The organism is Zafaria sp. Z1313, assembly GCF_050563205.1.
GTDB lineage: Bacteria > Actinomycetota > Actinomycetes > Actinomycetales > Micrococcaceae > JAZDCJ01.
Genome location: NZ_JBNWUK010000003.1, coordinates 30,070 through 51,818, shown reverse-complemented (window position 1 = coordinate 51,818; position 21,749 = coordinate 30,070). Strand labels below are relative to the sequence as shown.

At 73.9% G+C, this 21,749-nt stretch carries 17 protein-coding genes; 12 read left to right on the top strand and 5 right to left on the bottom strand.

The window, feature by feature from the left end; genetic code table 11:
- Window positions 1-44: 44 nt before the first annotated feature.
- Complete coding sequence (locus tag ACQ3I4_RS04980; RefSeq protein ID WP_430632987.1) at window positions 45-1,712, bottom strand: DEAD/DEAH box helicase; 1,668 nt, start codon at window positions 1,710-1,712, stop codon at window positions 45-47.
- Window positions 1,713-1,937: 225 nt separating this feature from the next.
- A complete protein-coding gene (locus ACQ3I4_RS04975; RefSeq protein ID WP_430633062.1) occupies window positions 1,938-4,130 on the bottom strand; it encodes an MMPL family transporter in 2,193 nt (730 codons plus the stop codon).
- A gap of 36 nt (window positions 4,131-4,166) precedes the next feature.
- Between ACQ3I4_RS04975 and ACQ3I4_RS04970 the strand changes: the two genes are divergently transcribed.
- The 11 genes from ACQ3I4_RS04970 to ACQ3I4_RS04920 all read left to right on the top strand — a co-directional run bounded on the left by ACQ3I4_RS04970 (window position 4,167) and on the right by ACQ3I4_RS04920 (window position 15,842).
- Window positions 4,167-4,646 (top strand): MarR family winged helix-turn-helix transcriptional regulator, encoded by a 480-nt coding sequence (locus ACQ3I4_RS04970; protein WP_430632986.1) that lies wholly within the window; start codon window positions 4,167-4,169, stop codon window positions 4,644-4,646.
- On the top strand, window positions 4,643-4,993 hold the full coding sequence (locus tag ACQ3I4_RS04965) for a hypothetical protein (RefSeq protein ID WP_329863283.1): 351 nt from the start codon (window positions 4,643-4,645) through the stop codon (window positions 4,991-4,993). The genes ACQ3I4_RS04970 and ACQ3I4_RS04965 overlap by 4 nt, the downstream gene beginning before the upstream one ends.
- A gap of 162 nt (window positions 4,994-5,155) precedes the next feature.
- Window positions 5,156-6,463: an extracellular solute-binding protein gene (locus tag ACQ3I4_RS04960; RefSeq protein ID WP_329863285.1), complete on the top strand. Its 1,308-nt coding sequence runs from the start codon at window positions 5,156-5,158 to the stop codon at window positions 6,461-6,463.
- Window positions 6,464-6,530: 67 nt separating this feature from the next.
- Entirely contained in the window at window positions 6,531-7,475 is a 945-nt protein-coding gene (locus ACQ3I4_RS04955; protein WP_329863287.1) for a carbohydrate ABC transporter permease, read from the top strand.
- The gene (locus ACQ3I4_RS04950) at window positions 7,475-8,374 is read left to right on the top strand and encodes a carbohydrate ABC transporter permease (RefSeq protein WP_430632985.1); all 900 of its coding nucleotides are present in this window, start codon (window positions 7,475-7,477) and stop codon (window positions 8,372-8,374) included. Before ACQ3I4_RS04955 ends, ACQ3I4_RS04950 begins: the two co-directional genes overlap by 1 nt.
- Window positions 8,371-9,891 (top strand): glycoside hydrolase family 1 protein, encoded by a 1,521-nt coding sequence (locus ACQ3I4_RS04945; protein ID WP_329863291.1) that lies wholly within the window; start codon window positions 8,371-8,373, stop codon window positions 9,889-9,891. Before ACQ3I4_RS04950 ends, ACQ3I4_RS04945 begins: the two co-directional genes overlap by 4 nt.
- A 19-nt stretch (window positions 9,892-9,910) precedes the next feature.
- A complete protein-coding gene (locus tag ACQ3I4_RS04940) occupies window positions 9,911-10,939 on the top strand; it encodes a LacI family DNA-binding transcriptional regulator (protein ID WP_329863293.1) in 1,029 nt (342 codons plus the stop codon).
- A gap of 9 nt (window positions 10,940-10,948) precedes the next feature.
- Window positions 10,949-12,574 (top strand): phytoene desaturase family protein, encoded by a 1,626-nt coding sequence (locus ACQ3I4_RS04935; RefSeq protein ID WP_430632984.1) that lies wholly within the window; start codon window positions 10,949-10,951, stop codon window positions 12,572-12,574.
- 9 nt (window positions 12,575-12,583) lie between these two features.
- Window positions 12,584-13,207 carry a LysE family transporter gene (locus tag ACQ3I4_RS04930; protein WP_329863297.1) on the top strand — a complete coding sequence of 208 codons (624 nt, stop codon included), beginning with the start codon at window positions 12,584-12,586 and terminating at the stop codon, window positions 13,205-13,207.
- Between the two features lie 42 nt (window positions 13,208-13,249).
- Window positions 13,250-13,753: a low molecular weight protein-tyrosine-phosphatase gene (locus tag ACQ3I4_RS04925; protein ID WP_329863299.1), complete on the top strand. Its 504-nt coding sequence runs from the start codon at window positions 13,250-13,252 to the stop codon at window positions 13,751-13,753.
- Window positions 13,743-15,842, top strand: coding sequence for a chorismate-binding protein (locus ACQ3I4_RS04920; protein ID WP_329863301.1), 2,100 nt, complete (start codon window positions 13,743-13,745; stop codon window positions 15,840-15,842). Before ACQ3I4_RS04925 ends, ACQ3I4_RS04920 begins: the two co-directional genes overlap by 11 nt.
- 14 nt (window positions 15,843-15,856) lie before the next feature.
- Here ACQ3I4_RS04920 and cls read toward each other — a convergent pair whose 3' ends face one another.
- Entirely contained in the window at window positions 15,857-17,338 is a 1,482-nt protein-coding gene (gene cls, locus ACQ3I4_RS04915; RefSeq protein WP_430632983.1) for a cardiolipin synthase, read from the bottom strand.
- 103 nt (window positions 17,339-17,441) lie between these two features.
- On the opposite strand from cls, the gene ACQ3I4_RS04910 reads away from it, so the two are divergent.
- Window positions 17,442-18,338 carry an aminodeoxychorismate lyase gene (locus ACQ3I4_RS04910; protein ID WP_329863303.1) on the top strand — a complete coding sequence of 299 codons (897 nt, stop codon included), beginning with the start codon at window positions 17,442-17,444 and terminating at the stop codon, window positions 18,336-18,338.
- Here ACQ3I4_RS04910 and ACQ3I4_RS04905 read toward each other — a convergent pair.
- Together ACQ3I4_RS04905 and ACQ3I4_RS04900 are read right to left on the bottom strand one after the other, a co-directional pair.
- On the bottom strand, window positions 18,335-19,615 hold the full coding sequence (locus tag ACQ3I4_RS04905; RefSeq protein ID WP_430632982.1) for an MFS transporter: 1,281 nt from the start codon (window positions 19,613-19,615) through the stop codon (window positions 18,335-18,337). The genes ACQ3I4_RS04910 and ACQ3I4_RS04905 overlap by 4 nt on opposite strands.
- Before the next feature lie 2 nt (window positions 19,616-19,617).
- Window positions 19,618-21,693, bottom strand: coding sequence for an ATP-binding cassette domain-containing protein (locus ACQ3I4_RS04900; protein WP_430632981.1), 2,076 nt, complete (start codon window positions 21,691-21,693; stop codon window positions 19,618-19,620).
- Window positions 21,694-21,749: the final 56 nt, after the last annotated feature.

Below are 21,749 nucleotides of genomic sequence, written 5' to 3'. Positions count from 1 at the left end.
CGCTACGTGCGGGCCGCGGCGCCGCGGTGGGCGCCGCGGATCGGCTAGTTGGAGCCGCCGCCGTTGGACTGCGGTGCGCCGGCGCGCCGGTTGCGACGGGGACGGCCTCCGCGCGCGGCGGCATCGGCCACGCCGGGGCCCACGGCGTCGGCGATCGTCTGCCCGCCCTGGCGGGGACGCTGGACGGCCGCTCCCCGGCCCGCGGGCTTCTCCGCGTGGCGCGTCGCGCCGGCTCCCCGGCCGCCGCCCTGGCGGCCCGCGACGTCGCGTCCCGGCTGCCCGGCCCGCGAGCGGCCCGAACCGCGGCCGCTTCCCGCGCCGCGCCCACCCGCATCCCGGGTACCGGCGTCGCGGCTCGCGGCACCACGGCCGCCGGAGCCGCGCGTCTCGGGCGTCCGGGCCTCGGACTCGCCGGCGGAGCCGGCGGAACGTCCCCGGCCCCGGCCACGGCCGCGGCCGCCGCCCTGGGCCGCGGGTGCGGCCCCGGCGTCGTTCCGCGGCGAGCGGCGCTGCGGCTGGGCGGCGACCGGCGCCGCGTACTCGACGTGCCCTGCCTTCTCGCCGCGCACCTCGGCGACGGCGTGCGACTCGGGCGAAACGGCCTCGAAGGGGACCTTGATCCCGGCGGCCTTGAGCAGCGCGCGCACGTCGCCCTGCTGCTCGGTCGTGGAGATCGTCACGACGGTGCCCTCGGAGCCGGCGCGGGCCGTACGGCCGGAGCGGTGCAGGTAGGCCTTGTGCTCGGCGGGCGGATCGATGTGGACGACGAGCTCGACGCCGTCCACGTGGACGCCGCGCGCCGCGACGTCGGTGGCGACGAGGACCTTCGCGGCGCCCGAGGAGAACGCGGCCAGGTTCCGGTCGCGGGCGTTCTGGCTCAGGTTGCCGTGCAGGTCGACGGCCGGGACGCCGGCCTTGGACAGCCACACGGCCATCTTCTTGGCGTGGTGCTTGGTGCGCATGAACATGATGCGGCGTCCGGTCCCGGCGGCGAGCTCGCGGACGAGCTCCTTCTTCAGGTCCGGGTCCACGACGAACACGCGGTGCTCCATGGTGTCCACGGCGGCGCGCGGGGCGTCCACCGAGTGGGTCACGGGGTTCTCGAGGTAGCGGGCGACGAGCTTGTCCACGCCGTTGTCCAGGGTCGCCGAGAAGAGCATGTGCTGGATGCCGCGCGGGGTGCGGTCCAGGATGCGCTTGACGACGGGCAGGAAGCCGAGATCGGCCATGTGGTCGGCCTCGTCCAGGACGGAGACCTCGACGTGCGCGAGGTCCGCGACCTTCTGGTTCAGCAGGTCCTCGAGCCGGCCGGGGCAGGCGATGAGGATGTCGACGCCGGCGTTGAGCTCGCGTTCCTGGCGCCCCTGCGGGACGCCGCCGAAGACGACGGCGGTGCGCAGGCGGGCGGATTCGGCCAGCGGGATGACGGTGCGGCTGATCTGGGTGGCCAGCTCGCGGGTCGGGGCCATGATGAGCGCGCGCGGGAAGCGGGCGCGGCGCTGCCGGGGGTTGGCCGCCAGGCGGGCGACGAGCGGAAGGGCGAAGGCCAGGGTCTTGCCGGATCCGGTCTGGCCGCGGCCCAGCACGTCGCGTCCGGCGAGCGTGGAGGGAAGCGTGGCCTGCTGGATCGGGAACGGCGCGTCGATGCCCTGGGAGGACAGGACGTCAGCGAGGGAGGCGGGCACGCCGAGGGAAAGGAAAGTGGTGCTCAAGGGGGCTGCTTTCGGTCGTAGCGGTGCGCAGCCGGTTCCGGCGCGCGGTGTCGCCGAAGGAAAAGAAAGCCTGGGCCCGAAAATGCATGGGCCGCCGGCGTGGTGCCGGCCTTCCGCCGCTCCGCACGGGATGCGGTGGGCGGGACAAGGATCAGATCTGTCGACGTCGGGCGTCGGTCTCCGGAAGGTACCGGGCCAGCGCCACAAGTACCAAGGATAGCAGCCTCACGCGCGGTGGGCCGCCGGTCCCCGGCGCCGTGAGAGGGCACCCGGCCACCAGAAGCGCCGCCCGAGGTCGTGGGCGAGGGCCGGCACCAGGAGCGTGCGGACCACGAGCGTGTCCAGGAGCACGCCGAAGGCCACGATGAAGCCCAGCTGGACCAGGAACATGATGGGGATGACGGACAGCGCCGCGAACGTCGCGGCCAGCACGACTCCCGCGGAGGTGATGACCCCGCCCGTGACGGCCAGCCCGCGCAGCACGCCGCGGCGCGCGCCATGCACGGCGGCCTCCTCCCTCACCCGCGCCATGAGGAAGATGTTGTAGTCCACGCCGAGGGCCACGAGGAACACGAAGCCGAACAGGGGAACCGAGGCGTCGGCGCCGGGGAAGCCGAAGACCCCGTTGAAGACGAGCGCCGAGACGCCCATCGCCGTGCCGTAGGAGAGGACGGTGGTCGCCGTGAGCAGCAGGGGCGCCACGAGGGAACGCAGCAGGAGCACCAGAATCAGCAGGATCGCGCCGAGGACCAGCGGGATGATCTTCAGCAGGTCCGCCTGGGCCGTGGCCTGCGTGTCGCTGAGGGTGGCCGTGGTGCCGCCGACGAGGGACCCCGGGTCCGCGGCATGGAGCAGGGTCCGCAGCCGCTCGAGCGTCAGGGACGCCTCGGGTGCGTCAGCCGCGTCGGCGAAGGTGATGGAGAGCAGCACCTGCCCGTCGACCTCCTGCGCGGGCCGGCCGGCCGCGGGGAGCGCGGGACCGCCGTCGGCTGCCTGGACGTACGCCGAGGCGACCCCCTCCAGCTCCTCGACATCGGCGAGGAGCGGTTCCGCCCGGTCCGCGTCCACCACGGCAAACGCCGGGCTTCCCGAGCCGGCGGCGAAGTGGCGGGCCAGGATGTCCTGGCCCTGCGCAGACTCCGTCTGCCCCAGGACGAGCTGGCTCTGCGGCACGCCGTTCGCCTTCAGCTGCGTCACTCCCAGGCAACCCAGCGCCAGGACGATCGCCGTGAGGATCCAGACGGGCCGGGCGTGCCGGCCCACGAAGGCCGCAAGCGCCCCCCACAGGCCGCGCGGGGTGCCGTCGTCCGGTGAGTCCGGGGCGGCTCGGGGGATGAAGGGCCAGTAGGCGGCGCGGCCCAGCAGGGCGAGGGCGGCGGGCAGGAACGTCAGCGCCGAGAGCACGGAGAACGCGATGCCCGCCGCCCCGATCGGCCCCAGGGCCTTGTTGGAGTTCAGGTCGGAGAACATGAGGCACAGCAGGCCCGCGGTCACGGTCCCGGCCGAGGCGAGAATCGGTTCGGCCGAGCGGCGCACGGCGGTGCCGACGGCCTCGAACCTCCCGGCGCCCGCGGCGATGGCCTCCTTGTGCCGCGCGACGAGGAGCAGGGCGTAGTCGGTCGCCGCACCGATGACCAGGATGGAGAGGATGCCCTGTCCCTGCCCGTCGAGCCGGATCCACTCCAGGCGGGCCATCCAGTAGACCGCCGTGACCGCGGCACAGAGCGCCGCGACGGACGTCAGGAGGACGGCGGCCGGGAGCAGCGCCGAGCGGTAGACGAGAAGCAGGATCACCAGGACCGCCGCGAGGGCGACGGACAGGAGCACGGAGTCGATGCCGCCGAAGGCCTCGACGAGGTCGGCGTTGAAACCCGCCGGACCGGTGACATAGGCCTCCACCCCGGCAGGCAGGAGGCGGTCCAGCTCCGCGCGGAGCTGTGCGACGGCGTCGTCCGTGTCTACCTCGGCGGACAGCGGGACCACGAGCTGGACGGCCAGCGAGTCCTCGGAGGGCAGCGGGCCGGCGATGTCGCCGTCGAAGACCGGGAGCGAGGCGAGGGCATCGGCGGTTTCCCGTCCGAGCGCCGGGTCGAGCGCTTCGTCGGCGACGATCAGCACGACGGCGGGGACGGCGTCGCCGTCGCGGAACGCGGCCTGCTTCTCGAGCGCGCGGGTGGCCTCGGCGGAGGCGGGGAGGAAGGAGGCCTGGTCGGTGGTCTGCACCTCGCCCAGGCGCCCGAACGTGGGGCCGCCGATGCCGGCCACTCCGAGCCAGAGCAGGACGAGGACGACGGCGGCGAGGGCGCGGCCGGCCGCGCGACGGGTGGTGTGCTGCGGGCTCACGGCGGCTCCAGTCGATCGGTGCGGGGGCGGCTCGGAAGCCGCGGAGGCGGATTTACCTAGCCAAACTACTTTCATCATGGAAATAAATCCAGTCGCGACTAGGATATCCGCATGGAAGCGACGGGATCCCTGCGGCTCATGCTGGCGCTGCAGGAGTTCGCCCAGGCATCGGAACGGTACGTCGAGACCGTGGGCGCCCGGCACCACTCCCACCGCACGGACATGAACGCGCTCGCCGCGATCCTGCGCTTCGAGCGCACCGGGCGGGCGCCGACCCCGGGAGACCTGGCCCGCGAACTGCGCCTCAGCGCCCCGGCGACGACCGCCCTGGTGGACCGCCTGGTCTCCTCCGGACACGTGGAGCGGCTCCGCGCCGAGGACGACCGCCGACGCGTCCTGCTCCGGCTCACCGACCAGGCGCGCCGCGACGGCCGCGAGATGTTCGGCCCCCTCGGCACCGCCCTGGCCGGCGTGATCGGACACTACGACCCGGAGGAGATCGACCTCCTGGCGCGGTTCGTGACCGAGGCGCGCGAGGGCGTGGACGCGGCGAGCGCCGCGGTGGAATCCGGCGAACGGGACCGGCCGTGAGCGCGGGCCGGCCACCGGCCACGCCGCCGCGCCCGCGGTTCTGGATCGTGCTGCTCGTGAACCTGGGACTGGGGATCCCCGGCGTCGTCCCGGTCTTCATGGCCTGGTACCTCCTCGTCAACTGGCCCCTCGCCGCCCTCGGCCTGACGAGGGAAGAGGTTCCGGGCAGCGATTCCGTCCTGCCCGGCCCCGCCGAGCTGCTCCCCCTCGTCCTCGCGGCCGTGGCCGTGTGGTTCGTCGTGAACCTCCTGCTCCTGCGGCGGCTGGGTCTGGCGCGGACGTGGTGGTGGATCGCCGCTGCACTACTGCCGCTCCTGCCCTACCTGGCGCTCCAGCTCTTCCTCTGAGCACGCCCTTCGACGCTTCCGGCTCGGCGGACCTTGACCCGCGATGTGTCCGGTGTCACACTGAAGCCATTCCATGAGAGCGCTCTCACACTTTCACCGACGATCGGACAGAACGCTCCCACGCAACCGGCTACCCCGCCGGGCGCACCAGACCACAAGGAGATTCCGGTGAGAACCAACCGTTCCCTGGGCGCCCTCGCCGGCGCCTCGATCCTCGCCCTGGGACTCGTGTCCTGCGGCGGCTCCGGCGGCACCGCCGGCACCAGCTCGCCCGGAGCCGACGGGTCCCCGGCCGGCGACATCACCCTGACCGTGGCGACCTTCAACGAGTTCGGCTACGAGGAGCTGTTGACCGAGTACATGGACGCCAACCCGGGCGTGAAGATCGAGCACACGAAGGCCGCCACCACCGACCAGGCCCGCGACAACATGAACACGCGCCTGGCCGCGGGCTCCGGCCTGGCGGACATCGAGGCCGTCGAAGTCGACTGGCTCCCGGAGCTCAAGCAGTACCCGGACCTCTTCAACGACCTCGCCTCCCCCGAGACGGACGGCCGCTGGCTGGACTGGAAGACGGAGGACGCCACGGTCGACGGCAAGCTCATCGGCTACGGGACGGACATCGGCCCCGAGGGCATCTGCTACCGGGCCGACCTCTTCGATGCCGCCGGGCTGCCCACCGACCGCGACGAGGTCGCCGAACTGCTCACGGGCGACTGGGACCACTACTTCTCGGTGGGCCGGGACTTCACCGCCTCCTCGGAGGCCGCCTGGTTCGACTCGGCAGGCGCCACGTTCCAGGGCATGGTCAACCAGCTCGAGCAGCCCTTCGAGAACCCCGACGGGACCCCGATCCCGCTCGCGGAGAACACCGGGATCAAGGACGTCTACGAGGCCGTGCTGAGGGCCTCGATCGACGACGGCCTCTCGGCGAACCTCGAGCAGTGGGGCGAGGACTGGACCTCCTCCTTCCAGCGCGACGCGTTCGCGACCATGCTGTGCCCGGGCTGGATGCTCGGGGTCGTCGAGGGCAACGCGGCCGGAATCGACGGCTGGGACTTCGCCGACGTCTTCCCCGGCGGCGGCGGCAACTGGGGCGGCTCGTACCTGACCGTTCCCACGCAGACCGCGCACCAGGAGGAGGCCATCAAGCTCGCGGCCTGGCTCACGGCGCCCGAGCAGCAGATCAAGGCCTTCCAGGCCAAGGGCACGTTCCCGAGCCAGGTCGACGCGCTCACGGACGAGACGCTGCTCTCCGAGGCCAACGCCTTCTTCAACGACGCCCCGACCGGGCAGATCCTCTCGGAGCGGGCGAAAGCCGTCACGGTGACGCCGTTCAAGGGACCGAACTACTTCGCCATCCGGGCCACGGTCACGGACGCCCTGACGCGCGTCGACGTCAACAAGACCGACGACGCGGACAGCTCCTGGCAGAAGGCCCTCGACGCCTACCAGGCGCTCGGGCTCTGACCCCGGCGGCCGGGCGGACCCCACCGCGGGGACCGCCCGGCCGCCCCGTACCAGCGAAAGGCACCCCATGGCCCTGGCCCTCCCCGGGATCCGCAGCGCCCGGATCAACCGCTGGGACGTCAAGTTCTCCCCCTACCTCTACATCAGCCCGTTCTTCCTCCTCTTCGCCGTCGTCGGCCTCTACCCGCTCGGCTACACCGCCGTCGTCGCGGTCCACGACTGGCACCTGATCGGAGGCCGGGGCGAGTTCGTCGGCCTCGAGAACTTCGCCGACGTCCTGGGCCAGCCCCGCTTCTACACCGCCCTGCGCAACACCTTCAGCATCTTCCTGCTCTCCTCCGTCCCGCAGATCATGATCGCGCTGCTCATCGCGGCGGTGCTGGACGCCAACATCCGGGCCAAGACGTTCTGGCGCATGGGCGTGCTGCTGCCCTACGTCGTCGCGCCCGTGGCCGTCGCGCTGATCTTCAGCAAGGTCTTCGCCGACCAGTCCGGGACCGTCAACGCCCTGCTCACTGCGATCGGCCTCCCCGCCGTGGGCTGGCACTCGGATCCGCTCGCCTCCCACGTCGCGATCGCCACGATGGTCAACTTCCGCTGGACCGGCTACAACACCCTGATCCTGCTCGCGGCCATGCAGGCCGTGCCGCGGGACCTCTACGAGGCCGCGATCGTCGACGGGGCGGGCCGGGTGCGCACCTTCTTCTCCGTCACGGTCCCGATGCTGCGCCCCACGATCATCTTCGTGGTCATCACGGCCACGATCGGCGGGCTGCAGATCTTCGACGAGCCACGCATGTTCGACACCCTGGGCCAGGGCGGCGCGGACCGGCAGTGGATGACCATGACGATGTACCTCTACGAGCTCGGCTGGGGCGCCCCGCGCGACTTCGGCCGCGCCGCCGCCGTCGCCTGGATCCTGTTCCTCATCATCGTGGCCATCGGCCTGCTGAACTACGCCGCGACCCGGCGCATCGCCTCCTCCGGCGGGCGCGGGCGGAAGGAGCACTGATGGCCTCCGTCGCCATGACCGCGCAGATCGCCGGGGCCGGCGCCGCCCGCGCCGCCGCACGCCGCCGCGGCGGCACGGGCCGCGCCCCCGGCTGGCGCACCTACCTCGTCCTGGGCGGTGTCCTGGTCGTCTCGATCGCGCCCCTGTACTACGCGCTCCTACTGGCCTCCTCCACGGCCGCGGACATCGCGCAATCCCCCGTCCCGTCCCTGATCCCGGGCCCGCACCTGTTCGAGAACATCGGCAAGGTCGTCACGGCCGACATCAAGTTCTGGCCGGCCCTGTGGAACAGCACCATCGTGGCCGTGCTGACGAGCCTGTCGGTCGTGTTCTTCTCCACGTTGTCCGGCTACTCCTTCGCCAAGCTGCGCTTCCGCGGCCGCGGACCGCTCCTCGTGTTCGTCATCGCGACCATGGCGGTGCCGACCCAGCTCGGGATCGTCCCGCTCTTCATCGTCATGAGCGAGCTCGGCTGGACCGGGAAGCTGCAGGCGGTGATCGTGCCCGGCATGGTCACGGCGTTCGGCGTGTTCTGGATGACGCAGTACCTGCGCGGCGCCCTGCCGTTCGAGCTCATCGAGGCGGCCCGCGTGGACGGCTGCTCGATGCTGAGCACGTTCTGGCACGTCGCCCTGCCGGCCGCGCGCCCCGCGGCCGCCATGCTGGCCCTGTTCACGTTCGTGGGCTCCTGGACCAACTTCTTCTGGCCGTTCGTGGTGCTGGGCTCCTCCAACCCCACCCTGCCGGTGGCCCTGCAGATGCTGCAGGCCTCCTACTTCAAGGACTACTCCCTCATCATGGCGGGGGTCGTCGTGTCCACCATCCCCCTGATCCTGGTCTTCGCCGTCGCCGGCCGCCACCTGGTCCAGGGCATCATGCAAGGAGCGGTCAAAGGATGAGCACACACAGCGAACAGGCCACCAGCTGGCAGCAGGAGCAGGGCATCAGGACGACGACGGAGCTCGCCTTCCCTCCCGGGTTCCGGTTCGGGGCGGCGACGGCCGCGTTCCAGATCGAGGGCGCAGCCGCCGAGGACGGCCGCGGCGATTCCATCTGGGACGCCTTCTGCCGCGTTCCCGGGGCCGTCCACGCGGGCGACGACGGCGCCGTTGCGACGGACCACTACCACCGGATGCCGGCCGACGTCGCGCTCATGCGGGAGCTCGGCCTGGGCACCTACCGCTTCTCGACGTCCTGGGCGCGGATCAAGCCGGACGACGCGGCCGTGAACCCGGCGGGGTTGGACTTCTACTCGCGCCTCGTCGACGAGCTCCTGGAGGCCGGGATCGACCCCTGGCTGACCCTGTACCACTGGGACCTGCCGCAGGCCCTGCAGGAGCGCGGCGGCTGGGCGGTGCGGGACACGGCGCACCGCTTCGCCGACTTCGCCGCCGACGTCTTCGACGCCCTCTCCGACCGCGTGCGCCTGTGGACCACGCTGAACGAGCCCTGGTGCTCCGCCTTCCTCTCCTACGCGGCCGGCGAGCACGCGCCGGGCCACACCTCTCCGGCGGAGGCCGTCTCAGCGGCCCACCACCTGATGCTCGGCCACGGCCTCGCGCTGCAGCGGATGCGCGCCGCGGCCGGCGGGGAGCACCGCTTCGGGATCACGCTGAACCTCACCGTCGCCGACCCCGCGGATCCGGAGGACCCCGCCGACGTCGACGCGGCCCGGCGCGTCGACGGCGCGTTCAACCGCGTCTTCCTGGACCCGCTCTTCAGGGGCTCCTACCCTGCCGACGTGGTCCGGGACATGGCCGCGGCAGGGCTCGGCCGACACGTGGAGGACGGGGACCTCGAGCTGATCGGCGCGCCCATCGACGTGCTCGGCGTGAACTACTACAACGGCGGGCTCGCCGCCGGCCCCGCGGGCCCCTCCTTCCCGGCCCCCGGTGGCACGGGCGAGGACGGCTACACCTACCTCTCCGAGCGCGGCCTGCCCCGGCGCAGCCCGTTCGTGGGCTCGGAGATGCTGCGCCCGGTGGACCGGCCGCTCCCGCGCACGGCGATGGGCTGGGAGGTCCAGCCGGAGGGCCTGACCCGCCTCCTGCTGCGCCTGCACCGCGAGTACACGGGGCCCGCGTCCGTGCCGATCGTCATCACGGAGAACGGGGCGGCGTACGACGACGTCCCGGGCACCGACGGCACGGTGGACGACTCCGCCACGCGGCTGGCCTACGTCGACGCGCACCTGCGCGCCGTGCACCGGGCCATCGGCGAGGGCGTCGACGTGCGCGGCTACCTGCTGTGGTCGCTCCTGGACAACTTCGAGTGGGCGTTCGGCTACTCGAAGCGCTTCGGCATGGTCCACGTAGACTACGAGACGCTCGAACGCACCCCCAAGGCGTCGGCGAGATGGTACGCCCAGGTGGCCCGCACCGGCGTCGTACCGCCCCTGCCGGACGCCGCCCGCTAGCCCAGGACAGGAGGCAGCCGTGACCACCACGGGCCACCCGGCCGCCCCGCCGACGCTCGAGGACGTCGCCCGCGTCGCCGGCGTCTCCCGCGCCACGGTCTCCCGCGCCGTGCGCGGCGGAGAGCGCGTAAGCGAGGCCGCGCGTGCCGCGGTCGAGGCCGCGATCCGCGAACTCGACTACGTCCCCAACCGCGCCGCCCGGCAGCTCGCCTCCCGCCGGGCCGGGACGATCGCCGTGGTCCTGCCCGAGCCGGACACCCGCGTCTTCGCCGACCCGTTCTTCGCGCTCACCATGGCCGGCGTCAACGACGCGCTGCGGGACACGGACGTGCAGCCGGTGCTGCTCATGGGCGGGCCCGACGGCGGCACGGGCCGGATCCTGTCCTACCTGCGCGGCGGCCACGTCGACGGCGTCCTCGTGGCCTCCCACCACCGCCGCGACCACCTCGTGGAGGAACTCGCCGGCGGGCGGCTCCCGGCCGTGTTCGTCGGCCGGCCCCTGCGCCGGCACCACCACGCCTACGTCGTCGACGTGGACAACCGCGAAGGCGGGCGGCGGGCCGCGGCGCACCTCGCCGAGCGCGGCTGCACGCGCGTCGTCTCGATCGACGGCCCGCCGGACATGGCCGCGTCCGTCGACCGCGCGGCCGGATGGCGGGCGGGTCTCGAGGCCGCGGGCCTGGGCCAGCTCGGCTCCTCGGCGGGGGATTTCACGGCGCGCAGTGGCCGGGAGGCGATGCGCCGCCTGCTGCGCGAGCACCCCGGGCTGGACGGCGTCTTCGCGGCCTCCGACCTCATGGCCGTCGCGGCCCTCGACGAGCTGCGCTCCGCCGGCATCGACGTGCCGGGCCGGGTCAAGGTCGTCGGCTACGACAACCACGCGTTCGCCGAGGACGCCTCCCCGCCGCTCACGAGCGTCGTCAATCCCGCCCGCGAGCTCGCGGCGCGGGCCGCCCACGTCCTGCTCGAACTCGCCGAGGGCGGCTCGCCCGAGCGGCTGACGCTCCTGCCCTGCACGCTCGTGGAGCGGGAGTCGAGCGCCCGCTAGGGTGTCCTCATGAGCCCACGCGACGTCGTCGTCATCGGTGGAGGACACAACGGCCTCGTCGCCGCGGTCCTCCTGGCCCGCGCCGGCCTGTCCGTCACGGTCCTGGAACGCAACGACCGCCTCGGCGGGGCCACCGTCTCCCAGGAGGTCTTCCCGGGCGCCCGGATCTCCCGCTATTCCTACCTCGTGAGCCTCTTCCCGCAAGAGCTCCTCGACGAGCTGGGGCTGGACCTCGAGCTCGTCCCGCGCCGCTACTCCTCCTACACCCCGGCACCGGACGGCACGTCCGGCCTGCTCGTCGACGGCCACGACGCGCGGGCCACCCGGGCCTCCTTCGCCGCCGTCGGCGCGGCCGGCGACGCCGCCGCGCTCGACCGCTTCCAGGAGGCCACCGCCGCGCTCGCCGCCGGCGTCTGGCCGACCCTGCTGGGACCGCTGCCGCGGCGCTCGGAAGTCCGCGGGCGCGTCCTCGCGCAGCCGGGCGGGGACCGGGCCTGGCGCGGATTCGTCGAGCGGCCCCTCGGCGAGGCGCTCGAGGAGGAGTTCGCCTCCGACCTGGTCCGGGGAATGGTGCTGACCGACGGGCTGATCGGCACCTTCGCCGAAGCGCACGCGGGCTCGCTCGAGCAGAACCGCTGCTTCCTCTACCACGTCATCGGCCGCGGAACCGGGGCGTGGAACGTCCCCCGAGGCGGCATGGGGCGCCTCGCCGAGCAGCTCGAGGAGCGGGCCCGCGCGGCCGGCGTCCAGCTGCTCACGGGCGCCGAGGCCACCGCGGTCCGCCCCGGCGGGCGCGTCGACTACCGGACCCGGGACGCCGACGGCACCGGCACGACGGCGTCCCTCGCGGCCCGCACGGTGCTTTGCGGCGCCGCCCCGGCCGTCCTGGCCCGGCTCCTGGGCGGCGGATCCGCGGAGGCCGGCCCCGGCGTCGTCCCCCCGGCACCGGCTCCGGAGGGCGCGCAGGCCAAGGTGAACCTCCTCCTGGCGCGACTGCCGCGGCTCAAGGACGACGGCGTGGCCCCGGCCGCCGCGTTCAGCGGCACCTTCCACGTCAACGAGGGCTACGCGCAACTGGCCGCGGCCCACCGCGCCGCCGCCGAGGGCCGCTGGCCGGACCCGCTGCCGCTCGAGGCCTATTGCCACTCGCTCAGCGACCCCTCGATCCTCTCCCCCGTGCTGCGGGATGCGGGGGCGCACACGCTCACCGTCTTCACCCTGCACACGCCGCACCGGCTGCTCGCGGGACGGGACCCGGCGCGGGCCCGCGCCGAGATCCAGGCCGCCGTCCTGGCCTCGCTTAACTCGGTGCTCGCCGAGCCGATCGAGGACTGCCTCGCGGTGGGACCGGACGGCACCCCGTGCCTCGAGACGCGCACGACCGCCGACCTCGAGGACTCGCTCGGGATGCCCGGGGGAAACATCTTCCACGCCCCGCTCGCGTGGCCGTGGGCGGAGGACGACGAGCCCCTCGACACCCCGGCCCGGCGCTGGGGCGTGGACTCGGGCGTCGACGGGATCCTGCTGTGCGGGGCCGGGTCCCGCCGCGGCGGCGGGGTCAGCGGGCTCGGCGGCTGGGCGGCCGCGCGCGCCGTGCTCGAAACAATGGGGGCCGGCCCCGGGGGCGGGACCTAGACTCGTGCGGTGACCTTCTCCGTCTGGCTCTCCCTGCTGGGCGCCTCCGCCCTGATCAGCTTCTCCCCCGGCGCCGGGGCCGTGAACACCATGACCAACGCCCTCAATGCCGGCTTCCGACGCTCCTTCTGGGGCATCCTCGGCCAGCAGGCCGCCCTGCTGATCCACGTCGCGATCGTCGCCGCGGGCGTCGGCCTGCTCGTGGCCAACTCGCCGACGGCGTTCGCCGTGATCCGCTACGCCGGCGCCGCCTACCTCGTCTACCTCGGCGTCCGGCTCCTCACCGCCCGCCCCGCGGCCGACACGGCCCCGCTCGACGCGCGCGCCCACGAACCCGCCTGGTCCATGTTCCGCCGCGGCGTCTGGGTCAACCTGCTCAACCCCAAGGCGATCGTCTTCTTCCTCGCCTTCACGCCGCAGTTCATCCGCCCGGACGCGCCCCTGCTGCCGCAGTACCTCGTGTTCATCGCCACGATCGTCGCCGTGGACGTCGCCGTGATGTGGTTCTTCTTCGCCGCGGCGGCCAAGTCCTTCCGCCGTTTCACGCGCACCGCACGCGGTGCGCGCGTCCTGAACCTGGCCTTCGGCACCCTGTTCATCTTCGTCGCGCTGCTGCTCGTGCTCGTGCACTGAGCCGCCCGCCACGGCCCGCCGCGAAGCCCCTAGACTGAAACCATGTACCGGATCACCGCCGTCTGCACCGGCAACATCTGCCGCTCACCCATGGCCGAGTACCTGATCCGCGGCGCCCTCGAATCCGCCGGCGTCGACGGGGTCGTCGTGGACTCCGCGGGCACGAGCGACGGGGAGGCCGGCAACCCCGTGGACCCGCGCGCGGCCGCCGTCCTGACCCGTGCCGGGCTCGATCCCTCGAAGCACGTGGCGCGGCGCTTCGAGGCGGCGGACTTCGCGGACGCAGACCTGGTCCTGGCCCTGGACACGGACCACTACGCCCGGCTGCGCCGCCTCGCCCCCGGGCCGCAGGACGCCGCGAAGGTGCGCCTGCTGCGCTCCTTCGACCCCGCCGTCGCGGACAAGGGACCCTCCGGGCAGGGCATCTACGACCCCTGGTACGGGGACGCCGCCGATTTCGCGCTGTGCCACGAGATGATCCGGGCGGCCCTGCCGGGGCTCGTGGAGCACGTCCGGCTCGAGGCCACGGGCCGCCGTGGGGCGTAGCGCACCCGTCGTCATCGCGGTCGACGGCCGCTCCGGTGCGGGCAAGAGCACGCTCGCGCTCGAACTCGCGACGGCGCTGCGTCGCCACCGCCCCGTCTCCCTCTTCCACCTCGAGGACCTCTACCCGGGCTGGGACGGGCTGGAGGCCGGGATCGCACGCTACGTCTCGACCGTCCTGGATCCGCTGTCCTGGGGGGAGGACGCCCGCTGGACCGCGTGGGACTGGGTGGCCGGCGCCGACGGGGAGCGGCGCACGACGCCCGCGACCCCGGTCGTCGTGGTCGAGGGCGTGGGGGCGGCCGCCGCTGCGGCGAGGCCCTTGCTCGACGCCGTCGTCTGGGTCGACGCGGACGACGACGCCCGGCGCGCCCGCGCCCTGGCCCGCGACGGGGAGGCGTACGCGCCGCACTGGGAGCGCTGGGCCGCGCAGGAACGGGCGTGGCTCGCCGCGGATCCGGTCCGGGAGGCGGCGGACGTCGTGGTGGCCAACGCCGCCGACGGGCGCGCCCCGGTCGACGCCCTGCGGCTGCTCGCCGAGCTGCCCTGGCTCCAGCCGGCCCTGCACCCGGAGGCGGCCGCGGCCGGCTCGCCCCGGCTCGTCCACCGCCGGGTCCGCCTCCCGCGGGGAGCCGACGCCGCCTCGCTGCACCACGCGCTGTTCGGCGCCTCCGCGCACCAGGTGCTGCTCGAGTCCTCCAACGCGGGCGCCGCCGACGTGGGCGGGCGGAACCGCTTCAGCGTCCTCGCGGACGCCTCCGGGAGCGCGGGGATGCTCGCCGAGCACCGCTCCGGGACCACCTTCCTGACGGCCGGGTGCGCCCGGGCGCGCGTCGACGGGGCGTTCTTCGACTGGCTCGAGACGGCGTGGGGCCGGGCGCGCTACGCCGCCCCGGACGGGCTCGAGGCGGGATTCGCGCTCGGCTGGCTGGGCTGGCTCGGCTACGGGCTCAAGGCGGAGACGGGCGGGAGCGCCGGCGCGCGGGCGCCCGGTACCGCCGACGCCGCCCTGCTGCACGCCGGGCGCGGCGTGGTCCTGGACCACGGGGCCGGCGAGGCCTGGCTGCTGGCCCTGGACGCGGACGACGCCGGGGCCTGGCTCGAGCGGGCCGCGGCGGTGGTCGCCGCGGCCGGGGCCGGCACGGGGGCTGGTGCCGCGCGGGGCGCGGGTGCCGAGCGCTCCGCGCTCGCGGTGCCGGCGTTCCGTTGCGCCGACACGCGCTCCGGCTACGAGGAGAAGGTCCGCGCCGCGCAGGCCGAGATCCGCGAGGGCAACAGCTACGAGGTCTGCCTGACAACCGTGCTGGGCGCCGAGGTGCCGGCCCACCAGTGGGACCCGTGGGCGGCCTACCTGCGGCTGCGCGAGCGCAATCCGGCGCCCTTCGCGGCGTGGATCCGCTGCGGCTCGACCGCCGTGGCGGGGACGTCGCCGGAGCGCTTCCTGCACGTGGGCGCCTCGGGTCTGCTGCGGGCGGAGCCGATCAAGGGAACCCGGCGGCGCTCGGCGGACCCGGAGGAGGACGAGCGGTTGCGCGCGGAGCTGGCCTCCTCGCCGAAGGACCGGGCGGAGAACGTCATGATCGTGGACCTGCTCCGCAACGACCTGGTGCGTTCGGCCGATCCGTCGACGCTGCGGGTTCCGCGGCTGTGCGCCGTCGAGTCCTACGCCACGGTCCACCAGATGGTCTCCACGATCGACGCCCGCCTGCGGTCGGACGCCTCGCGGGCCGAGGCGGTCGCGGCCGCGTTCCCGGCCGGGTCGATGACGGGGGCGCCGAAGATCTCGACGATGGCGATCCTGGAGCGGCTCGAGGACGGAAGGCCGCGCGGGATCTACTCCGGCGCCGTCGGACACTTCTCCCATACTGGGGCCGCCGAGCTGTCCGTCGTGATCCGCACGCTCGTGATGGAGCAGGACGCGCGGGACGGCGGGGCCGGTCCGTGGCGGCTCTCGCTCGGCGTCGGGGGCGCCGTGACGGCGGACTCGGTGCCGTCCGAGGAGTGGGCCGAGGTCGTCGTCAAGGCGTACGGGGTGCTCAGCGCGCTCGGGGCGGGCTTCCTCGACGCGGACGGCCTGCCGCAGCAGCGCTGAGCGCCGGGCCGCCCCTACTGCAGGGTGGCGGTGAGCCGGCAGGCGTTGTCCACCCACCGGGCCAGGAGGGGCCGGGCCTGCCATTCCCCGAGCGTGAGCAGCGTGGAGCCGGCGCGGTACTCGTTCTGCACCCGCGTCAGCTCCGCGACGGCGGTCGCTCCGAGCATCATCACCGAGACCTCGAGGTTCAGGGAGAAGGAGCGCATGTCCATGTTGGACGAGCCGAACACGGCGACCTCCTTGTCCACGGTGAAGCACTTGGTGTGCAGCACCATGGGCCGGCGGTAGCGGTAGATCTTCACGCCGGCCTTGAGCAGCTGCGCGTAGTAGGACTGCTGGGCGTGGTGGACGAGGAACTGGTCGCCGGTCTCGGAGACGAACAGCTCGACCTCCACGCCGCGCTGGGCCGCCGTCGTCACGGCGTAGAGGAGCGAGTCGTCGGGGACGAAGTAGGGGCTCGTGATGGTCAGCCGTTCCGTGGCGGCGTAGATGAGGGTGTTGAACAGGCGCAGGTTGTTCTCCGACTCGAACCCGGGGCCGCTGGGCACGATCTGCCCGGTGACGTGCCCCGCCTCGGGGAGCTCGGTTCCGGCGACGAGCTCGGCCAGGAGGTTCTCGTCCGTCTCCTGGGACCAGTCGGTCGCGAAGACGACCGCGAGCCCGGTGACGAGCGGGCCGCGGACCTGGGCCATGAGGTCCACCCACTCGCGCCCTGCCCGGTGGGCGGAGGCCCGCTTGTAGCCGGGTTCGATGAGGTTCTGGCTGCCCGTGAAGGCCGTCTCGCCGTCGATGACGACGAGCTTGCGGTGGTTGCGCAGATCGGGCCGGCGCCACTGCCGGTTGCGGACGGAGACGGGCAGCATGGCACGCCACTCGATGCCGGCGTCGTCGAGGCGCCGCTTGAGGGCCGAGAAGCCCTTGATCCGCGCGGTGCCGAGGTGGTCGAACAGGAAGCGGACCTTGACCCCGCGCGCCACGGCCGCCCCGAGTGCGTCGAGGAACGGTCCCGCGTAGTCCGGATCGTCGCCGACGATGTAGAACTGCACGTTCACGGTGTCGCGGGCCCCGCGGACCGCCGCGGTCATGGCGTCGAGGGAGGCCTGGTAGTCCGTGAAGAACTCGAAGGAGTTGCCTTCCTGGATGGGGAAGGCGCCGAGGTTCCGGTTCAGCTCGACGGCGGACTTGACCCACTCGGGGGCATCGAACTCGGAGTCGTCGGTGTCCAGGTGCTGGGTGGCGGCGAGGACGCGGCGGTTGACGTCGGTCTGGCGGGCGACGCGGCGCTGGGAGAGCTTGAAGTTGCCGAAGAGCAGGAAGAGCAGCAGGCCGATCACGGGCATGAAGAAGATCAGCAGCAGCCAGGCCATGGCGGTCGTGGGGCGCCGGTTGCCGGGCACGACGCCGAGCATGACCAGCCGGATGCCGACGTCGAAGACCCACGCGATCGCCAGCAGCCAGTAGGGCAGCGGTTCCCACAAGACGAGCGCGTCGAACACCCGGTCTCCTTCCCTGCCGACGATGGCTTCCAGCCTAGCCGCAAGTCAGCCCCAGGACCCCGCGACCGCCTGACGGGGCCCCGCCGGGAGTAGGGTTGGATCCATGACTGTCGTGGTGTTCCTGGAACCTGGGTTTCCCGCCGGCCGGGTGGCCGACGCCTCCGTCCCGCAGCTCTCGGTCCTGGACCAGGGCGCCACGCGCGGCGACGGTGTCTTCGAGTCCGCCCTCTACGTCCGCGGGCGGGTCCGCAAGCTCGACGCCCACCTGGCCCGGATGGCCGTCTCGGCCGCGACATGCGAGCTCCCGCTGCCCGCCGAGGACGCCTGGCGGGCGGCGATCGCGACGGCCGTCGCCGCGTACGACGCCGCTCTCGCCACCGAATCCGGGGACGACGCCGGACACGAGGCCGTGGTGAAGCTCGTCGCCACGCGCGGCCCCGAGGGCGCCGGGCACGGCACGGCCTGGGTGGCCGTCTCCCCCGCCCCCGAGCTGGGTCGGCGGCAGCGCGCCGAAGGCGTCGACGTGCTCCTGCTGGACCGCGGCTACGACTCCACGGTCGCCGAGCGTGCCCCGTGGCTGCTCATGGGCGCCAAGACCCTGTCCTACGCCGTGAATATGGCGGCCCTGCGCCACGCGCGCAAGCAGGGGGCCGACGACGTCATCTTCGTCTCGAGCGACGGGCGCGTCCTCGAGGGCCCGACCTCGACCGTGCTCCTCGCCGTCCGCGACGGCGACGTGAAGCGGCTCATCACCCCCATGCTGGAGACGGGCATCCTGCCCGGCACGACGCAGGGAGCGCTCTTCGCGGCCGCGGAGGCCGCCGGCTGGGAGCTCGGCTACGGCCCGCTCGAACCGCAGCACCTCGTCGAGGCGGACGCCGTGTGGCTCGTCTCCAGCGTGCGCCTGCTCGCGCCCGTCAACTCCCTCGACGGCGTCGAGCTCTCCCGCGACCCGGAGCTGACCGCGGAACTGACGTCCTTCGTCGACGCCATCGGCTAGCTCCCCGGACCCGCCTGGTCCGCGTCGACGTCGGCATCGCGGAACGGGGAGGACCACAGGGCCGCCGCCGCGGCCAGCAGCACGGCGGCCGCCGTCCACAACGCGGCCGCGGGGCTCCAGGCGACGGCGAGGAATCCGCCGAGCGGCGCCCCGAGGACGATCATCCCGCGGTTCGCGGAGCGGCGCGTCGCGCTCATCCTCGCGATCAGGCGATCCGGGGTCACCGCCTGCCAATAGCCCATTTCCAGCGGCCCACCAACCCCCATCGAGAACCCGAACACCAACTGGCCCAGCCCGACGGCCACCCCGGCCGCCCACGGCACGCCGGCCTCCTGGCCTCCGGCCATCCAGGGCGCAGCGGCGATGAGCGCCACCGCCGGCACCTCCGCCAGGCGCGGCAGGACGAGCGCGCGGCCCGTCCCGAAGCGCGCACCGGCCAGCGGGGCCAGGCTCGTCCCGACGACGGCCCCGATCCCGGCACAGCTCATGACCAGCCCGAGCCCGAGGGCGCCCAGTGAGAGCTCCTGCAGCACGAGCACCGGCAGGACGGTCCCGATCATGGCCGAGCCGATGAACCACCCGTGCGTGCACCAGGCCAGGGGCGCGAGCCGCGGATGCCGGTAGATCCAGCGCAGCCCCTGGGCGATGCGGGTGCGCACGGGAACCGCGGGGCCCTCCGGACGGCCCCGGCCCCCGTCGCGGAGCGTGGACAGGACGGCGGCCGAGAGGAGGTGGCTCGCGGCGTCGAGCAGCAGCGCGAACGGCGCCCCGAGCCACGTCACGAGCGTCCCCGCGACCACCCCTCCGGAGGTCTGGGCCACGGTGTCGCTCTGCTGCAGGCGCATGTTGGCCCGGACCAGGAGGGGCCTCGGGACGATCTGCGGCAGGAAGGACTGGTGGGCCGCATCGGCGAGCAGGGCCAGCACGCCGAAGGCGAAGACCAGGCCGAAGACGGCCGGCAGCGCGCCGGCCGGGCCGGCCAGCCCCGTCAGGCACAGGGCACCGAGGACCACGGCCCGGCCGACGTCGGCGGCGATCAGCACGGTGCGCCGCCGCCAGCGGTCCACCCAGAGCCCGGCGACCAGGCCGAACAACAGGTAGGGCGCCCAGCGGAAGGCGCCCACGAGGCCCTGGTCCTGGGCCGAACCGCCGAGGACCTCCAACACCAGGACGGACAGCGCCACCGTGGTCAGGTAGGTGCCGGCGTCGGAGGCCGCCGCCGCGGCCCAGAACCGCACGAACGCCGGGTTCTCCCGCAGCCGTCGTCCCGTCGCCACGCTCAGGCCCAGACCAGGTTCCACGTCCCCGCGGCCAGTGCGGCCGCCGTCGCGCCGGCCCCGAGGGCGAGCCCGGCGAGCAGTACGACGGGGTCCCGCCGGGAGAAGCGCGCCGGACGGGACCAGCTGCGCTCGGCTCCCCCGAAGCCCTTGGCCTCCATCGTGACGGCCAACCGGGACGCGCGGCGGATCGACTGCACCAAGAGCCCGAACATCTGGCCGAGGTCCGCGGCCAGACGACGGCGGAGCGAGCCCCGGGAGCCGACGCCGCGGGCCCGGCGGGCCATGCCCAGGGTCTGCCACTCCTCGACGAGCAGCCCCAGCAGGCGCATGCCGGCGAGGGCCCCCAGGACAAAGCGGTGCGGCAGCCGGGCCTGCTGGGCGAGGGCGTTGGCGAGATCGGTGGGGTCGGTGCTGGAGACCACGAGGACGGCCGGCACGGCGACGGCGAAGGCGCGCAGCCCCGTCGCGATGCCCGCTTCGAGCGAGCCCTCGGTGATGTCGAACCACCCCAGCCCCAGCAGCACGGCGCCGGAGTCGTTGCCGACGAGCGCCGTCCCCCAGGCCGCGAACAGCCCGGCGATCAGCAGCGGCCACGCCCGCGCCAGGAAGGCCGCGATCCCGATCCCGCTCAAGGGCAGCATCAGCAGCGTCGCGGCGACGATGATTCCCGCGCTGACCATGTCGAGCGTCGCGATGAGCGGGATGGTCGCGAGCATCACCGCGCCGAGCTTGGCGAGCGGATTGGCCCGGCCCAGGAAGCTCACCCGGGCCGCTTCCGAGGGCTCGAGCAGCCCGGGTGCCCCGGCGTCGTCCCCGTCTTTCGCGGACCCCGTCGCGGCGTCGCGGCCGGTCCCGAGCTCCGCGACGTCGAGGACGCGGGCGCCGACGGCGTCGGCGAAGTCGGCGTCGTGCGTCACGGCGAGCACCGAGGTCCCCTCCGCGAGCTGCTCGCGCAGGAGCAGCGCCAGTTCCGCCCACGTGTTCGCGTCCTGGCCGAAGGTCGGCTCGTCGAGGACCAGCACGCCCGGGCCGGCGGCGAGCACGGTCGCGACGGAGAGGCGGCGCTTCTCTCCGCCGGAGAGGGTGAACGGATTCGCGTCCGCGAGGTGCTCGAGCCGCAGCCGCCGCAGCAGGGCGTCCACGCGTTCGGCGATCTGCTCCTCGCTGAAGAGCTCCTCCCGGCCGTCGGCGGTGCGCGCGTGGCGGGGCCCGTACTCGAGCTCCTCGCGCACGCTGGCCGTGACGAACTGGTGCTCCGGTTCCTGGAACACGGTGCCGATGCGTCCGATCAGGGCCGAGGCGCGCCACTGGTAGGGCCGCGCCCCGGCCGCCTCGCCGCGCAGCGCCGGGCTCGCCACGACGTGTCCGGCGCGCTCGGGCAGGAGCCCCGCCAGGGTCAGCGCGAGCGTCGACTTGCCGGAGCCGTTCGGCCCCGTCACGCAGACGGCGCGGCCCGCCTCGAGTCCGAGCTCCACCCCGGTCAGCGCGGCGGGCTGGGTTCGGCCGCGGGCGACGGCGAGGCCCTCGGCGCGCAACAGCCCGCCGCCGGGCGGCGCCGCTTCCCGCGCCGGGAGCCGCGGGACGTATCCGGGCACCCAGACGCCCGCCGCGACGAGCTCGTCCCGCACGGGGCCGGGGGCGAAGAGCTCGGCGGGCGTTCCCGCGTGGGCGACTCCGCCACCGGGGGCCAGGACCACGACGCGGTCCACGTGGGGGGCCCAGGCCTCGAGCCGGTGCTCGACGATCACGGCCGTCGCCCCGGAGGCGTCGAGGGCCCGGACGACGGCGTCGCGCACCTCGAGCACGCCGGCCGGGTCCAGGTTGGCGGTGGGCTCGTCCAGCAGCACGAGCCCGGGGCGCATCGCGAGGATCCCGGCGAGGGCCAGGCGCTGCTTCTGGCCGCCGGACAGCCGGGCGGTCGGGTGCGTGAGGGGGACGTCGAGTCCGACGCCGGCCAGCGCCGCGCGCACGCGCGGTGCGATCTGCTCCGCGGGGACGGCGAGGTTCTCGGCACCGAAGGCGACGTCGTCGCCGACGCGGGCCTGCACGACCTGGGTCTCGGGGTCCTGCTGCATGAGCCCGGCGGGGGGGCAGAGCAAGGGGGGGGGGGGGGCGCGTGGAAAAGAAGGGC

Coding starts and splice junctions, on each gene's coding strand:
- ACQ3I4_RS04945 (WP_329863291.1), top strand. CDS start 8,371: ATGAGCACACACAGCGAACAGGCCACCAGCTGGCAGCAGGAGCAGGGC.
- ACQ3I4_RS04925 (WP_329863299.1), top strand. CDS start 13,250: ATGTACCGGATCACCGCCGTCTGCACCGGCAACATCTGCCGCTCACCC.
- ACQ3I4_RS04900 (WP_430632981.1), bottom strand. CDS start 21,693: ATGCAGCAGGACCCCGAGACCCAGGTCGTGCAGGCCCGCGTCGGCGAC.
- ACQ3I4_RS04970 (WP_430632986.1), top strand. CDS start 4,167: ATGGAAGCGACGGGATCCCTGCGGCTCATGCTGGCGCTGCAGGAGTTC.
- ACQ3I4_RS04935 (WP_430632984.1), top strand. CDS start 10,949: ATGAGCCCACGCGACGTCGTCGTCATCGGTGGAGGACACAACGGCCTC.
- ACQ3I4_RS04950 (WP_430632985.1), top strand. CDS start 7,475: ATGGCCTCCGTCGCCATGACCGCGCAGATCGCCGGGGCCGGCGCCGCC.
- ACQ3I4_RS04955 (WP_329863287.1), top strand. CDS start 6,531: ATGGCCCTGGCCCTCCCCGGGATCCGCAGCGCCCGGATCAACCGCTGG.
- ACQ3I4_RS04910 (WP_329863303.1), top strand. CDS start 17,442: ATGACTGTCGTGGTGTTCCTGGAACCTGGGTTTCCCGCCGGCCGGGTG.
- ACQ3I4_RS04975 (WP_430633062.1), bottom strand. CDS start 4,130: ATGAAAGTAGTTTGGCTAGGTAAATCCGCCTCCGCGGCTTCCGAGCCG.